This is a genomic window from Variovorax sp. RA8 (genome assembly GCF_901827175.1).
Classification (GTDB): domain Bacteria; phylum Pseudomonadota; class Gammaproteobacteria; order Burkholderiales; family Burkholderiaceae_C; genus Variovorax.
Genome location: NZ_LR594662.1, coordinates 1,840,770 through 1,855,404, shown reverse-complemented (window position 1 = coordinate 1,855,404; position 14,635 = coordinate 1,840,770). Strand labels below are relative to the sequence as shown.

The 14,635-nt window shown below is 68.8% G+C and carries 12 protein-coding genes; 1 reads left to right on the top strand and 11 read right to left on the bottom strand.

All coding sequences use genetic code 11. The features are described 5' to 3' along the window. Nucleotides 1-17: 17 nt before the first annotated feature. From E5P3_RS08860 to E5P3_RS08815, 10 genes are all read right to left on the bottom strand, one after another. Nucleotides 18-287: a hypothetical protein gene (locus E5P3_RS08860; RefSeq protein ID WP_162585629.1), complete on the bottom strand. Its 270-nt coding sequence runs from the start codon at nt 285-287 to the stop codon at nt 18-20. Then, complete coding sequence (gene fdh3B / locus E5P3_RS08855; RefSeq protein WP_068680177.1) at nt 284-904, bottom strand: formate dehydrogenase FDH3 subunit beta; 621 nt, start codon at nt 902-904, stop codon at nt 284-286. The genes E5P3_RS08860 and fdh3B overlap by 4 nt, the downstream gene beginning before the upstream one ends. A 13-nt stretch (nt 905-917) precedes the next feature. Further along, entirely contained in the window at nt 918-3,911 is a 2,994-nt protein-coding gene (locus E5P3_RS08850) for a formate dehydrogenase subunit alpha (RefSeq protein ID WP_162585628.1), read from the bottom strand. A 13-nt stretch (nt 3,912-3,924) separates the two neighbouring features. Continuing rightward, a complete protein-coding gene (locus E5P3_RS08845) occupies nt 3,925-4,149 on the bottom strand; it encodes a formate dehydrogenase (protein ID WP_162585627.1) in 225 nt (74 codons plus the stop codon). A gap of 115 nt (nt 4,150-4,264) precedes the next feature. Next, nucleotides 4,265-4,882 (bottom strand): TorD/DmsD family molecular chaperone, encoded by a 618-nt coding sequence (locus E5P3_RS08840; protein WP_162585626.1) that lies wholly within the window; start codon nt 4,880-4,882, stop codon nt 4,265-4,267. A gap of 55 nt (nt 4,883-4,937) precedes the next feature. Next, nucleotides 4,938-7,016 (bottom strand): 4Fe-4S dicluster domain-containing protein, encoded by a 2,079-nt coding sequence (locus E5P3_RS08835; RefSeq protein WP_162589602.1) that lies wholly within the window; start codon nt 7,014-7,016, stop codon nt 4,938-4,940. Beyond that, complete coding sequence (locus tag E5P3_RS08830; RefSeq protein ID WP_162585625.1) at nt 6,976-7,584, bottom strand: DUF3306 domain-containing protein; 609 nt, start codon at nt 7,582-7,584, stop codon at nt 6,976-6,978. Before E5P3_RS08830 ends, E5P3_RS08835 begins: the two co-directional genes overlap by 41 nt. Next, a complete protein-coding gene (locus tag E5P3_RS08825) occupies nt 7,577-8,167 on the bottom strand; it encodes a DUF3305 domain-containing protein (RefSeq protein ID WP_162585624.1) in 591 nt (196 codons plus the stop codon). Before E5P3_RS08825 ends, E5P3_RS08830 begins: the two co-directional genes overlap by 8 nt. A gap of 124 nt (nt 8,168-8,291) precedes the next feature. After that, nucleotides 8,292-11,186 carry a formate dehydrogenase subunit alpha gene (gene fdhF, locus E5P3_RS08820; protein WP_162585623.1) on the bottom strand — a complete coding sequence of 965 codons (2,895 nt, stop codon included), beginning with the start codon at nt 11,184-11,186 and terminating at the stop codon, nt 8,292-8,294. Then, entirely contained in the window at nt 11,183-12,991 is a 1,809-nt protein-coding gene (locus tag E5P3_RS08815) for an NADH-ubiquinone oxidoreductase-F iron-sulfur binding region domain-containing protein (RefSeq protein ID WP_162585622.1), read from the bottom strand. Before E5P3_RS08815 ends, fdhF begins: the two co-directional genes overlap by 4 nt. A 186-nt stretch (nt 12,992-13,177) precedes the next feature. Here E5P3_RS08815 and E5P3_RS08810 point away from each other — a divergent pair, with 186 nt between their 5' ends. Further along, complete coding sequence (locus tag E5P3_RS08810) at nt 13,178-13,651, top strand: DUF2501 domain-containing protein (RefSeq protein ID WP_162585621.1); 474 nt, start codon at nt 13,178-13,180, stop codon at nt 13,649-13,651. 8 nt (nt 13,652-13,659) lie between these two features. Here the strand turns inward: E5P3_RS08810 and E5P3_RS08805 are convergent, their stop codons facing one another. Beyond that, nucleotides 13,660-14,631 carry a LysR family transcriptional regulator gene (locus E5P3_RS08805; RefSeq protein ID WP_162585620.1) on the bottom strand — a complete coding sequence of 324 codons (972 nt, stop codon included), beginning with the start codon at nt 14,629-14,631 and terminating at the stop codon, nt 13,660-13,662. Nucleotides 14,632-14,635: the final 4 nt, after the last annotated feature.

Here is a 14,635-nt window from a genome sequence, read left to right as displayed (position 1 = left end):
AGACTCCTTGCGCTTCGTCAGTTGTCGCGGGTGTAGTCGTTCTGGCCGTTCTGGGTCCGGACCTTGAGCTGCTGCTGCCAGGCGTTCTTGTCGCCCACTTTCCAGCCCGAGGCGGTGAACGCCGTACCGGCACTCGCCTGCGTGCCGGAGTTCGCGCCGGTGCTGGTGCCGGTCCAGGGCGCGGCGTCGTACTTCACGCCCTGGGCGTTGGTCTGCGGCTTCTCGCCGCAGGCCGCGAGCAGCGCTACGGCCGCCGCCGTGGCAGCGATGAAGACTGCGCGCCTCACTTGGTGCCTCCGTTGGTTGGCGTGCCGGCCTGCTGCGAGCCATAGGCCGTGCCCCAGCCCCAGACCTCGGCGCCCTTGCCGCGATGCAGCACGCGGGTGCGGAAGATGTCGGCCACCACGTCGCCGTCGCCGGCCAGCAGCGCCTTGGTCGAGCACATCTCGGCGCAGGCCGGAAGCTTGCCCTCGGCCAGGCGGTTGCGGCCGTACTTCTCGAACTCGGCCTGCGAGCCATTGGCCTCGGGGCCGCCGGCGCAGAACGTGCACTTGTCCATCTTGCCGCGCGCGCCGAAGGTGCCCTGGGCCGGGAATTGGGGCGCGCCGAAGGGGCAGGCGTAGGAGCAGTAGCCGCAGCCGATGCAGACGTCCTTGTCGTGCAGCACGACGCCCTCTTCCGTGCGGTAGAAGCACTGCACCGGGCACACCGCCATGCAGGGCGCGTCGGAGCAATGCATGCAGGCCACCGAGATCGACTTCTCGCCCGGCACCCCGTCGTTGAGCGTGACCACCCGGCGGCGGTTCACGCCCCAGGGCACCTCGTTCTCGTTCTTGCAGGCGGTGACGCAGCCGTTGCACTCGATGCAGCGCTCGGCGTCGCAGACAAACTTCATTCGTGCCATTGCGGTGTTCCTCTTAGGCCTTTTCGATGTTGCAGACCGTCGTCTTGGTTTCTTGCATCATGGTCACGCTGTCGTAGCCATAGGTGGTCGAGGTGTTGATCGCCTCGCCGCGCACCACCGGCGCCGCGCCGGCGGGGTAGTAGGGCAGCATGTCCGCCCCCTGCCAGTGGCCCGAGAAGTGGAAGGGCATGAACACGGTGTCCGGCCCCACCCGCTCGGTGACCAGCGCCTGCACGTTGAGCTTGGCGCCGGTGGGCGTGTGCACCCAGGCACGCTCGCCGTTGCGGATGTTCTTCTCGGCCGCGACCTTGGGGTTGATCTCGATGAACATCTCCTGCTGAAGCTCGGCGAGCCACGGATTGGAGCGGGTCTCCTCGCCGCCGCCCTCGTACTCGACGAGCCGGCCGGAGGTCATGATGTAGGGGAACTTCTCGGCCACCTTGTCCGCGATGTTCTTCTGCTGCACGCTCTTGTAGAGGGTGGGCAGGCGCCAGAAGGCCATCTTGTCGTCGTGCGTCGGGTACTTGGCCATCAGGTCCGGCCGCGTGCCGTAGAGCGGCTCGCGGTGCTGCGGGATGGCGTCCGGGAAGTTCCAGACCAGCGCGCGCGCCTTGGCATTGCCGAAGGGGTGGCAGCCGTGGTTCTTCATGGCCACGCGGATGATGCCGCCAGAGGAGTCGGTCTTCCAGTTCTTGCCCTCGGCCTTGGGCTTCTCGGCCTCGGTGAGCTCGTCCCACCAGCCGAGCTTCTTGAGCAGCAGGTGGTCGAATTCCGGATAGCCGGTGGCGATCTCGGCGCCCAGCGAACACGAGCCGTCCTCGGCCAGCAGGTTCTTGCCGTTGCGCTCCACCCCGAAGTTGGCGCGGAAGTTGCCGCCGCCGTCCATCACGTGCCGGCTGGTGTCGTAGAGGTTGGCGCTGCCCGGGTGCTTGAGCTCCGGCGTGCCGTAGCAGGGCCAGGGCAGGCCGAAGTAATCGCCCGTGAGGTCGTAGCCGTTGACCTTGTCCTTGCCCGACTTTGCGCGCAGCGTGCGCACGTCGAAGGCGCCCATGTTGCGCATGTGGGCCTGCAGGCGCTCGGGACTCTGGCCGGTGTAGCCGATGGTCCAGGTGCACTTATTGATCTCGCGCAGGATGTCGTCGGGGATGGGCTCGTCCATGCCCTTGACCTTCTGCATGCGGTAGTTCTTGCTGAGCTCCTTGCCGAAGCCGAGCCGGTCGGCGAACTGCTGCATGATCATGTGGTCGCTGCGGCTCTCCCACAGCGGCTCGATGACCTTCTCGCGCCATTGCAGCGAGCGGTTCGACGCGGTGACCGAGCCGCTGGTCTCGAACTGGGTGCAGGCCGGCAGCAGGTACACCGCGCGCTTGGGGTTCAGGTCCTCGGGCCGCCCCGGCATGGCGGCCATGGCCGCGGTCGCCGAGGGGTACGGGTCGACCACCACCAGCAAATCCAGCTTGTCCATGGCCCGCTTCATCTCGAGGCCGCGGGTCTGCGAGTTGGGCGCGTGGCCCCAGTAGAAGACGCCGCGCAGGTTGGCGTCCTGGTCGATCAGCTCGTTCTTCTCGAGCACGCCGTCGATCCAGCGCGAGACCGTGATGCCCGGCTTGGTCATCATCGCGGGCGAGGCAAACTGCTTCTTGATCCATTCGTAGTCCACGCCCCAGGTGGACGCGAAGTGCTTCCAGGCACCTTCGGCGATGCCGTAGTAGCCGGGCAGCGAGTCGGGGTTGGGACCGACGTCGGTGGCGCCCTGCACGTTGTCGTGGCCGCGGAAGATGTTGGTGCCGCCGCCCGACTTGCCCACGTTGCCCAGCGCCAGTTGCAGGATGCAGGAGGCGCGCACCATGGCGTTGCCGATGGTGTGCTGGGTCTGGCCCATGCACCAGACGATGGTACCGGGGCGGTTCTCGTGGAGCCAGGTCGCGACCTTCAGCATCTGGGCCTCCTTGACGCCGCAGGCCTCCTCGACCTTGTCCGGCGTCCACTTGGCCATCACGTCGGCGCGCACCTCTTCCATGCCGAAGACGCGGTCGTTGATGTACTTCTTGTCTTCCCAGCCGTTCTTGAAGATGTGGTGCAGCAGGCCGAACAGGAAGGGGATGTCCGAGCCGGAGCGGATGCGCACGTACTCGTCGGCCTTGGCAGCGGTGCGGGTGAAGCGCGGGTCGACCACGATCATCTTGCAGCCGTTTTCCTTGGCATGCAGCATGTGCAGCATGCTCACCGGGTGCGCCTCGGCCGCGTTCGAGCCGATGTACAGCGCCACCTTGGAATTGCGCATGTCGTTGTACGAATTGGTCATGGCGCCGTAGCCCCATGTGTTCGCCACGCCCGCGACGGTGGTCGAGTGGCAGATGCGCGCCTGGTGGTCGCAGTTGTTGCTGCCGAAAAAGCTCACGAACTTGCGCATCAGGTACGCCTGCTCGTTGCTGTGCTTGCTGGAGCCGATCCAATAGACCGAGTCGGGCCCGCTGGCCTGGCGCAGCTCCTTGAGCCTGGCGGTGATCTCATCGAGCGCCTGGTCCCAGCCGATGCGCTGGTACTTGCCGTCGACCAGCTTCATCGGGTAGCGCAGCCGGTACTCGCCGTGGCCGTGCTCGCGCAGCGCGGCACCCTTGGCGCAGTGGGCACCCAGGTTGAGCGGTGAGTCGAAGACCGGCTCCTGCCGGACCCAGACGCCGTTCTCGACCACGGCATCGGAGGCACAGCCGACCGAGCAGTGGGTGCAGACCGTGCGCCGGACCTCGATCTTGCCGGTGCCGACGGCTGCCGGCTTGCCGTCCGCTGCCTGCGCCTTGCGCATCAGCGTGAGCTGCCCGGCGGCCAGGCCGACGCCGACCCCGAGGCCCGAGCGCCGCAGGAAGGCGCGCCGGTCCATGGTCGGCAATGCGTTGGAGAGGCCGCGCCGCAGGCTGTGGACGAAGGGCGAGGCGGACGAAGACGAAGAGGCGTGAATCGATTCGCCGTCACGCGCGGTGACGGTCGACTTGCGGGTCAGCAGCATGGTGTGTCGTTCCTCAGGCCGAAGTGGACTGGTAGTAGCGCTTGACGTGTTCGCTCAGGCTGTAGCCGCCGCCCTTCTCGGGGGCCGGCTTGGGGGCGGGAGTGGCGGCGGAGGCTGGCGCCTCCACGACCTTGGGCAGCACCGTGACGGCAGCTGCGGCTGCGCCGACCGAGGCGGCGCCCAGAAAAAAACCCCGGCGGGACGCCGGCTTGGTACCGGCGGCTTGGCTGTCCTGCATATTTTCTCCAGGAGTGGCTCATCAAGACTGGATATGAAACCAGTTACATATGTTTGGATACTAGTCCAGACCCTAATACTTCGGCAATGGAAAGCCCCTCGCGGCTGGGTTGGCCTCAGTCGAGCATGTCGAAGCCCTGGGCCTCGACCTCGGCAAAGGCGCGGGTCAACGCGGCCAGCGCGGCGTAGAAATGCGCCTTCGGATGCTGCGCCACGGCATCGCACAGGGCCGGCATCCAGGGCTGCACATGGGTGCCGAAAAAGGCCTGCTGCTGCGTCAGGTTGGCCACTGCGACGTCCTCGCCCGCGATCAGGTAGCGCATCACCTCGAACAGGCAGGCCACGTGATCCTCGGTTTCGGACACCGCCTGCTCGCGCGCCAGGCCCAGCCGGTCCAGGTCACCGCGCAGGCGCGCGAGCGGCTTGTCGTTGAGGAAGCCGCTGAGGTAGTGCGAGCCGAACAGGTAGACCTCGGGCTTGCCGATGCCGCCGAAGAGCGCGTCGTACTCGTCGCGCGCCGCCGCAGCGTCGAGGCCGCGCGCCACGCCCACCAGCTGGCGCCAGGGCTCCTCGAGGAAGGCGCCGGCGGCCGGCGCCTCGGTGGGCGCGACCTGGAAGGCAGCGAGCAGCTCGGCGTCGGGGGCCGCATACCAGAGCCGCGCGAGCAGCCCATAGAGCTCGGCGCGCGCGAGCTCCTCGTCGAGCGCGGAAGTGGCGGGGAAACTCTCGCTCATCAAAAAACCTCCGCGCAAAGCGCTGCGGTATTCGCCTTGGGAACGGCCCTGCGGCTCATAGCTGGGTGATCTTGAGTTCGTCGGAGGCGCTGTACAGGTCGATGACCCGGCAGTCGCTGCACATCTTGAGGCGCTCCTGCGCCGCGCCCTGGAACATCGCGTGGCCGGCCAGCTTGCCGAGCATGGCCTCGATGGCCTTCTGCGTGCCGAAGGGCTTGTCGCAGCGGATGCAGCGCCAGGGCTTCGCTTCGTTGAGGACCACCGGCTGGCTGCGCTCGGGCGCCACGAGCAGGCGCGGCACGAGCGAGATCGCGTCTTCCGGGCAGGTGCTTGCGCACAGGCCGCACTGCACGCAGTTCTTCTCGACGAAGCGCAGCTGCGGCGCGTTGGGGTTGTCCTGCAGGGCGCTCGCCGGGCAGGCGCTCACGCAGGCCAGGCACATCGTGCACTTGTTCTTGTCGACATCGATGGCGCCGTAGGGCGAGGCCGCGGGCAGCGAAATGGCAAGCGGCGCGTCGCGGCCGGTCTTCATCGCCGGCGCGGCATCGACCAGGTGGTCGAGCGCGAGTTCGAGGGTGCTGCGCTTCTCGGCGCCGACCGCGAAGCGCGCGGGCACCGCAGGGCGTTGCGGATGCACCTCGCACAGTTGCGCCAGCGCCTTGTCCAGCGCCGCGGGCTGGCCCGCCGCGATCAGCCGGAAATGCGTGCCGGCGTAGCCCAGGCCCGCGAGCACGGCCTGCGCGATGTCCATTTGCGCGCGCAGCGCATCGATGTACGCAGGCGCCTCCTCGCCGGTCGCCAGTACCGCCACCTGCGAGGCGCCGAAGGCGACGGCGCTCAGCCACAAGTCGATGCCAGTGCTCGCCGCGTGCCAGAGCCCCACCGGAATCACCTGGGCCGGAACGCCCCGCGCGCGGCCGAGCCGCGCCTCGCGGCCCAACTGCTCGATCAGGACCTGGCCGCCTTCGCGGCCGTGCAGCAGCAGGACTGCATCGCGCCCGCCCGCCACCGCATAGGTGGAGAGCAGCGTGCGCAGCTTCGTTCCCTGGTCGGGCGCATGCGGATAGGCGTAGGCCAGCGCGCCGGTCGGGCACACGGTGGTGCAGGCGCCGCAGCCGACGCAGAGGTTCGGGTTGACGACGATGCGCTGGCGCGCCTTGTCGCTGCTCACGGCATGGGCCGAGCAGACCTCGATGCAGGCGTTGCAGCCCACCTGCTCGTTGCGGCTGTGGGCGCAGAGCTTCTGGCGGTAGTCGAAGAACTTGGGTTTCTCGAAGTCGCCCACGAGCTCGCGCAACTGCAGCAGGGTCGAAGGCGCGTGCGCATTCGCCAGTCCGCCGCGCAGGTGGAAATAGCCCTGCGGCGGCGCGTGCCAGTCGATCAGCGGCGCCTCGCCGAGGTCGAGCACCAGGTCGAAGCCGGCCTCGAGGGCCTCGGCCGGACGGCTGAAGTCGATGGCGCCGGCCACGGTGCAGGCGCGTTCGCAGTCGCGGTGCGACTGGCACTTCGCGTTGTCGATCTGGTAGTCCAGGCCGATCGCCTGCTCGGGGCAGGCTACCAGGCAGGCATTGCAGCGGGTGCAGAGATCGAGGTCGATCGCGTTGTCGCGCGTCCAGCGCAGCTGGAAGGCGCCGAGCCATCCTGCGAGCGCATCGATGCGGCCTGCGACCACCGGCCAGCGGCGCTCCTGGGCGCCGCCTGCATTACCGGGGCCGCGCGAGAAGATCGTGATCTCCAGCGTGTCGGCCAGAAGCGCGGCCACCCGCTCCGCCTCGTCGAGTGCGCCGACCACCAGCACCCGGCCCTGGCTCTTGTAGCTGACGACGCCGACCGGCTCGGGCTCCGGCAGCCGGGCCTGCGCAAGCAGCGCTGCGATCTTGGGGCTGGCGTCCGCCGCATCGCGGCTCCAGCCGCCGGTCTCGCGGATGTTGACGAAGCGGATCGGCGACTCGGCGCCGGGCGTCTGCTGCGCGAGTTCGCCGAACAGGCGCTTCTCCTGCGTGCAGGCCACCACCACCTCGTCGCCGGACTGGATGGCGCGCTGGAAGGCCGGCGCCTCGCGGCGGCACAGCGCGGAATGGAGGGGCAGTGTTTCAGCCAGCGCCGCGCCGAGGGTCTTCGGCTCCAGCGGCATCGTCTTGTTGCAATCGCAGATCAGCGTGGTGGTCATCGGCTTCTTGGCGTGTCGGCTGCGCGTCGGTGGCAACCGGCTGGCTGGGAACGGGCTCCATGGAGGTCGACTGTGCCACGTCCGGCATTGCGTCGCCCTCAGGGTTTTTGTCGGGCTGTTCCTCGAACAGCTTCATGAACTTCGCGCTGGCCATCTGGCGCAGCACGCTCTCGGGCACGGGGGTCGAAACGGAATAGTCGTCGATGTAAGTGTCGAGGCCATCCATGACATTGAAGTGCGGATCGGCGAACAGCTTCTTGAGTGCGGCGTTCTTGACTTCGGGCGCGACGTTGGAGGCGAGGAAGGGCTTGAAGTCCGATTCGGCGTTCAGCGCCTCCGCGTCCGCCAGCGTGGGCGCGGGTGGTACTTCGCCCTCCCCTTCCGTGGGAGGGCTGGGGTGGGGGCCCGCAGCGCCCGCCACCGGCGCAACCGGCGCATCAGGCTCCGGCATCTCCACCGGCTCGTCCGGCACCTCCCCTTCCCTCGCCTGCTGCTTGCGCCTCGACCAGCGCTCGAAAAAACCATCAGACATCGCCCGCTCCCCGCCCGCGCTTCTTCTCCGTCGACACGCTGGCCGCGTTGCCGAAGCGGTCCGTCAACGGCTTGAAGCTCTGGGGCCGCTGGCGGCGCCTGGGTTCGGCCACGTGATGCTCGTCGACCCAGGTGCGCAGCCATTCCACCACCTCGGGCGGCGCCGGCACCTGCTCGACGTTCTCCTGAGCATCCAGCCAGCGGCCGGCCTCGTTGTAGCTCAGCGTCACTACCAACGGGCGCGCGATCGGCTCGGGCGCCACCGTCGCCTCCTCTTCGAGGCGCCACAGCACGAACCAGCCCGGCATGGGCGTGGTCGCGTTGAGTTGGTAGCCGTCGGTGTCGTCGCGAAACAATTCGACCTTGAAGCCGGGGTGCAGCCAGCGCTGCACCTCGTCGTCCTGCTGCAGCAGGCGCGGCGCGCTGCCGAAGCCGGGCTCGTCGGGCACGACGCCCTCGAGCGTCCAGCGCCAGGGCTGCCAATGGCTGGAAGGTCCGTGCAGCCGTTCGCGCCGCATCAAGACCGCGACCTCGAGCGAGGGGCGCGCGCCGTCGTCGATGGCGGGACTGGAAGACGGGTTCATGCGCCCGACGATAGCCGATGCGGCAGATGGACACGCCGCCGCGGCTATTGCGTGGCCGCAGCAGGCGATCCGTTCAGGGCAGCAGGGACAAGCGCCTCGTGTTCGCGCGTGGCCGCCGCCTTCCTCAATGCGCTGCAGCCTCCACCGCCCCCGTCCCGTAGCCGGCCGCCGCCATCGGCACGCCACCCGGCAGCACCTGCACCGCGCAGTACTTGAACTCGGGGATCTTGCCCATCGGATCGAGGGCGGCGTTCGTCATCAGGTTGGCAGCGGCTTCGTAGTAGGCGAAGGGCACGAAGACCGCGCCATTCGGCGTGCCGTCGTCACGGCGAACATGGATCGCGACTTCGCCGCGGCGCGAGCGGATGGTGATCACGTCGCCCGCCTGCAGGCCCAGCGCATCGAGGTCGCCCTGGTTCATCGAGGCCGTGGCCATGGGCTCCAGTGCGTCGAGCACCGTCGCGCGCCGCGTCATGCTGCCGGTGTGCCAGTGCTCCAGCTGGCGGCCGGTGATCAGCACGAAGGGGTACTGGGCATCGGGGCGCTCGTCGGCCGGGATGATGTCCGCCGGCACCAGCTTCACGCGGCCGTCCGCGGTCGGGAAGCTGTCGATGAAGACGGTCGGCTGGCCCGGATCGTCGGCGCTCAGGCAGGGGTACGTCACGCTGGACTCGCGCTGCAGCCGGTCCCAGCTGATGCCGCAGATGGCGGCGTGCATGGCCTGGCGCATTTCCTCGTAGACCGCAGCGACGCCGCATTCCTCGCCCTGGTAGTTCCACAGTAAGCCCATGCGTTCGGCGATCTGCTGGATGATCCAGAGGTCGGGCTTCGCGTCGCCCGGCGGATTCAACGCGCGCTTGCCCAGCTGCACCATGCGATCGGTGTTGCTCACCGTGCCGGTCTTCTCGGGCCAGGCACTGGCGGGCAGCACCACGTCGGCCAGCCAGGCCGTCTCGGTCATGAAGATGTCCTGCACCACCAGGTGCTCCAGGCTGGCGAGCGCATGGCGGGCATGGTTGAGGTCCGGGTCGCTCATCGCGGGGTTCTCGCCCATGATGTACATGCCGCGGATCTTGTGCGGATCGTCATCGGGCGCCAGCGCCTTGTGCATGATCTCGACCACCGTGTAGCCGGGCTTCTCGTCCAGCGGCACGCCCCAGAAGTTCTCGAACCACGCATGCGCACCCGGCTCGTCGACGCGCTGGTAGTTGGGGAACATCATCGGGATCAGCCCGGCGTCGCTCGCGCCCTGCACGTTGTTCTGGCCGCGCAGCGGATGCAGGCCCGAGCCGGGCTTGCCGATCTGGCCGGTGACGGTGACCAGCGCGATCAGGCAGCGCGCGTTGTCGGTGCCGTGCACGTGCTGGCTGATGCCCATGCCCCACAGCACCATCGCGCCACGGGCCGTGGCGAAGGCGCGCGCGACCTCGCGCAGCGTCTCGGCCGGAATGCCGCAGATCGGCGCCATGGCCTCGGGGCTGTAGCCCTTGACGTTCTCGCGCAGCGCCTCGAAGTTGCTGGCGCGATCGCGCACGAAGGCCTCGTCGACCAGGCCCTCTTCGATGACCGTGTGGATCAGCGCGTTGAGCATGGCCACGTCGGTGTCGGCCTTGAATTGCAGGGTGCGCCATGCGTGCCTGCCGATGTCGGTGATGCGCGGATCGGCCAGCACGATCTTCGCGCCGCGCTTGGCGGCGTTCTTCATCCAGGTCGCGGCCACCGGATGATTGGCGGTCGGGTTGGAGCCGATGACGAAGATCAGGTCTGCATGCTCCACATCGTTGACCTGGTTGCTCACCGCGCCCGAGCCCACGCCTTCGAGCAGGGCCGCCACGCTGGAGGCATGGCACAGGCGCGTGCAGTGGTCGACGTTGTTGCTGCGAAAGCCGGTGCGCACCAGCTTCTGGAACAGATAGGCCTCTTCGTTGCTGCCCTTGGCGGAGCCGAAGCCGGCCAGTGCCTTGTTGCCGTGCGTGTCGCGCAGGTCCTTGAGCTTGCCGGCCGCGAGCTCGAGCGCCTCTTCCCAGCTCGCCTCGCGGAAGGTGTCTTGCCAGTCGCCCGGGCGCGGCGCGTCGCTGAAACCCTTGGGCACGCCGGGCTTGCGGATCAGGGGCTTGGTGAGGCGCTGCGGATGGTGCGCGTAGTCGAAGCCGAAGCGCCCCTTGACGCAGAGCCGGCCATGGTTGGCCGGGCCGTCGCGGCCGTCGACGCTGACGATCTTCTCGTCCTTGACGTTGTAGGTGATCAGGCAACCCACGCCGCAGAAGGGGCAGACCGAATCGACCTTGCGGTCGACCTGCTGCGAGCCGATATGGCTCTTGGGCATCAGGGCGCCGGTGGGGCAGGCCTGCACGCATTCGCCGCAGGCCACGCAGGTGCTGTCGCCCATCGGGTCGTCGAGGTCGAAGACGATCTTCGAGCCGGCCCCGCGCATGGCGTAGCCGATGACGTCGTTGACCTGCTCCTCGCGGCAGGCACGCACGCAGCGGTTGCACTGGATGCAGGCGTCGAGGTTGACGGCCATGGCGGGGTGGGAGACGTCGGGTCGGGGCTGTTCGCGGCGCAGGGCCTTGAAGGCCGGGCGGACGTCCACTTCCAGACGCTCGGCCCATTCGCTGAGTTCGCCATGCTGGCCAACCGATCTGCCGCCGGCCGCCTCGCCAAGGCCTTCATCGTTCCACTTGTAGCCCGCATCGGGCATGTCGGACAGCAGCATCTCGACCACCATCCGCTGGCTCTTCAACGCCCGCTCGCTCGTCGCCTGCACCTCCATGCCGGCGGTCACATTGCGGCAGCAGCTCGGCGCCAGCACGCGCTCACCCTTCACCTCGACCACGCAGGAGCGGCAATTGCCATCCGGCCGCAGCCCTTCCTTGTAGCAGAGCCGCGGGATCTCCACCCCATGCCGCTGCGCGGCCTGCAGGATGCTCTCGCCCTCGAAGGCCTGGACCGCACGGCCGTCGAGCTTGAATTCGACGGTCTGCGGCATCAGTTCGTTCAGCTTGGCGGGCGCGTTCATTCGATCTCCTGCGGAAAATACTTCTGGATGCAGCGGATGGGGTTGGGCGCCGCCTGCCCGAGCCCGCAGATCGACGCATCGCCCATGACCTGCGCCAGGTCCTCGAGCGTGGCCTGGTCCCACACCGGCGCCTCCATCAGCGCCGCGGCCTTGGCCGTGCCGACGCGGCAGGGCGTGCACTGGCCGCAGCTCTCATGCTCGAAGAAGCGCATTACGTTGCGCGCCGCATCGCGCGCCTTGTCGTGCTGGCTCAGCACCATCACGGCGGCGGAGCCGATGAAGCAGCCGTAGGGCTGCAGGGTGTCGAAGTCCAGCGGGATGTCGTTCATGCGGGCCGGCAGGATGCCGCCCGAGGCGCCGCCCGGCAGGTAGGCGTAGAGCTGGTGGCCGTCGATCATGCCGCCGCAGTACTCGTCGATCAGCTCCTGCACCGTGATGCCCGCTGGCGCGAGCTTGACGCCGGGCTGCTTCACCCGGCCGCTCACGCTGAAGCTGCGCAGCCCCTTGCGCCCGTGGCGGCCGAAGCCGCTGAACCACTGGGGGCCCCGCTGGACGATGTCGCGCACCCAATAGAGGGTCTCGAAGTTGTGCTCCAGCGTGGGCCGGCCGAACAGGCCGACCTGCGCGATGTAGGGCGGACGCATGCGGGGCTCGCCGCGCTTGCCCTCGATGCTCTCGATCATCGCGGACTCCTCGCCGCAGATATAGGCGCCGGCGCCGCGCCTGAGCTCGATGCGCGGCAGCTCGCAGGGCGGGTCGGCCTGGAGCCTGGCCAGCTCTGCTTCCAGCAGTGCGCGGCAGTCGTGGTATTCGTCCCGCAGGTAGATGTAGCAGGCCTCGGTGCCCACCACCTGCGCCGCGATCAGCAGGCCTTCGAGGAAACGGTGCGGATCGCGCTCGAGGTAGGCGCGGTCCTTGAAGGTGCCGGGCTCGCCCTCGTCGATGTTGACGGCCATCAGCCGGGGCGCCGGCTGCTCGCGCACGATGCGCCACTTGCGCCCTGCCGGGAAGCCCGCGCCGCCGAGGCCGCGCAGGCCGGAGTCTTCCATGGCCTGGATCACGGCCTCGGCGTCCTGCTCGCCGTTGACCAGTGCCGCCGCCAGGGCGTAGCCGCCGTGGGCGCGGTAGGTGGCGTAGTCGGTGAAGGGCGGCAGCGTCTGCACCGCATCGAGCGCTGGCGTCACGCTTTTTTCGGCGAAGTCCGAGGGCACGAAATGCCCGGTCTCGCGGGGCGGCGGCGGCGATTCGAGCGCCTGCAGGATCTTGTCCGGGTTCGCCATCGGCACGGCGCGCTGGTGAACCGCCGCGGCGGGCGCCTGCTCGCAGCGGCCGATGCAGGGCGCGGAGATCACACGCACGTCCTGGCGGCCCGCCGCACCCAGCAGCGCGGGCAGCCGCGCCAGCAGGTCCTGTGCGCCCGCCAGCTCGCAGGCCAGTCCGTCGCACACGCGCACGGTGAGGCCGGGAGCCTGCTGGTCGCCGCGCAGGATCTCGAAGTGGTGATAGAAGGTCGCGACCTCGTAGACCTCGGCCATCGGGATGTTCGTGAGCGAGGCCAGGGCCACCAGGTGCCGGTCGTGCAGGCCGAGGCAGGCGTCGTTGAGCCGGTGCAGGTGCTCGATGAGAAGGTCGCGGGGCCAGCCGCCGTCGGGATTCGGGCCGATGAGCTCGCGCACTTCCCGCAGCGCCTCAGCCTCGGGCTGGCGCCCCTTGAGCTTGCTCTTGCGGCGGATGCGGTCGCGCAACTGGTCTGGGGTGGCGAGGGGGATCGCCTGGATCTCGTTCTGGGTGCCTGGGTGGTTCATTGCCTCGGCCGTCGACGGCGGGATGCCGCGGTTGCACTGTGGAGCGGGCCGGGACGCTTGGCAAATTGAATCCACACATCGGGTGATTCAATTTGGAAATGAAGGCCGCCAGCGGCGCGCAGCCCCGCGCAGACCTTTCGCGCTATCCTGACCCGGACGGGGCATCAGGCTCCGCTGGAGACGATCATGCACTTTCCAACGATAGTGGCCACCGCCGCGCTGCTGGCCCTTGCGCAGGCGAGCTTTGCCCAGAACCAGATGCTCGATGCGCTCAAGAACAACCTGGGCGGCGCGAACGCAGGAACCGAGTCGGGCACCGCCGGCAATGCCGGAACGACGGGGGCCGCCGGCGCCGCGCTCGCCAAGAGCCTCGGCATTTCGATGCCAGCCATCGGAGCGAGCAGCATGGGCAATGCAGCCGGCGTGCTCCAGTACTGCATCAAGAACAACTACCTGAGCAACAACGCGGCCGGTGGAGTCAAGGACAAGCTGCTGGGCATGGTCACCGGCAACAAGGCGCAGCAGACGGGGTTCGCCAATGGAAGCAAGGGTCTGCTGCAAGGCAGCGACGGCGCTTCGCTCAACCTCAAGAGCTTGGGCGCCAAGCTCAAGACCCAGGCCTGCGACTACGTGCTCACCAACGCGAAATCGCTCGTCTAGCCGCCGACTCAGGCCATCGGGGAGGAGGCGCCCGTGGAGGCACCGAGCGAGCCGCTGTGCGCCGCCACCTCGGCGCGCCAGGCCGGCTCCTGCAGCATCGCCAGCGCGGCGTCGAGCGCGCGGGAGGGCCGAACGGCCGTCTGGGTCATGAAGCCGATCGGCGTGCGCACTTCCGGCGCCACCAGGGGCAGCGCCTCGAGGGCGCCCTGGCCGCGCACCGCATCCACCATGGCGCCAGGCAGCACCGCGCAGACCTCGCCCGAGATCACGCTGAGCGCGAGCGTCAGCACCGAATTGGTTTCGATGGCCGGCACGACGGTGGCGCCCGCCGTCGCGAAGGCCTGGTCGACGATGGCGCGGTTGTGCATCTCCGGCGTGAGCAGGCACAGCGGCAGGCGCGCCGCCTCGGCCCAGCCGATGGGGGCGCCGATGCGCAGGGTCGCCGTCTCGGCTTGCTTGCCGCGGCGCAGCAGGAAGTAGTGCTCGATGCTCTGCGGCCAGGCCGTGAGCTTGACCTCGCGCAGGTGCATGCGCTCGGTGTAGCCGAGGGCGATGTCCAGCGACAGGTTCTCCAGCCCGGTCTCCAGCTCCAGCGAGCTCATCGACAGCACGGTCGGCGCGATGCCCGGATGCCGGGCCTGCAGCCGCGCCGCGAAGCGCGCCAGCATGGGAATCGCGGTCGGCACGGCGGCCATGCGCAGGCCGCCGCGCGGATGCGCTTCCTCGCTCTTGAGCAGCTGTTGCAGCACCTCGTTCTCGTGCAGCATGCGGTGCGCCGCGGCCAGCACCGCCTCGCCCTCGTGCGTGAGGCCTGCATAGGTGCGTCCGCGCTTGACGATCACCACGCCGAACTCGGATTCCAATGCGCGCAGCGCGTTCGACAGCGCCGGCTGCGTGATGTAGCAGGCCTGCGCGGCGCGGCCGAAGTGGCGGTGCTCGCTCAGCGCGACCAGGTAGCGCATCGAGGCGAGCAGGTTCATGCAG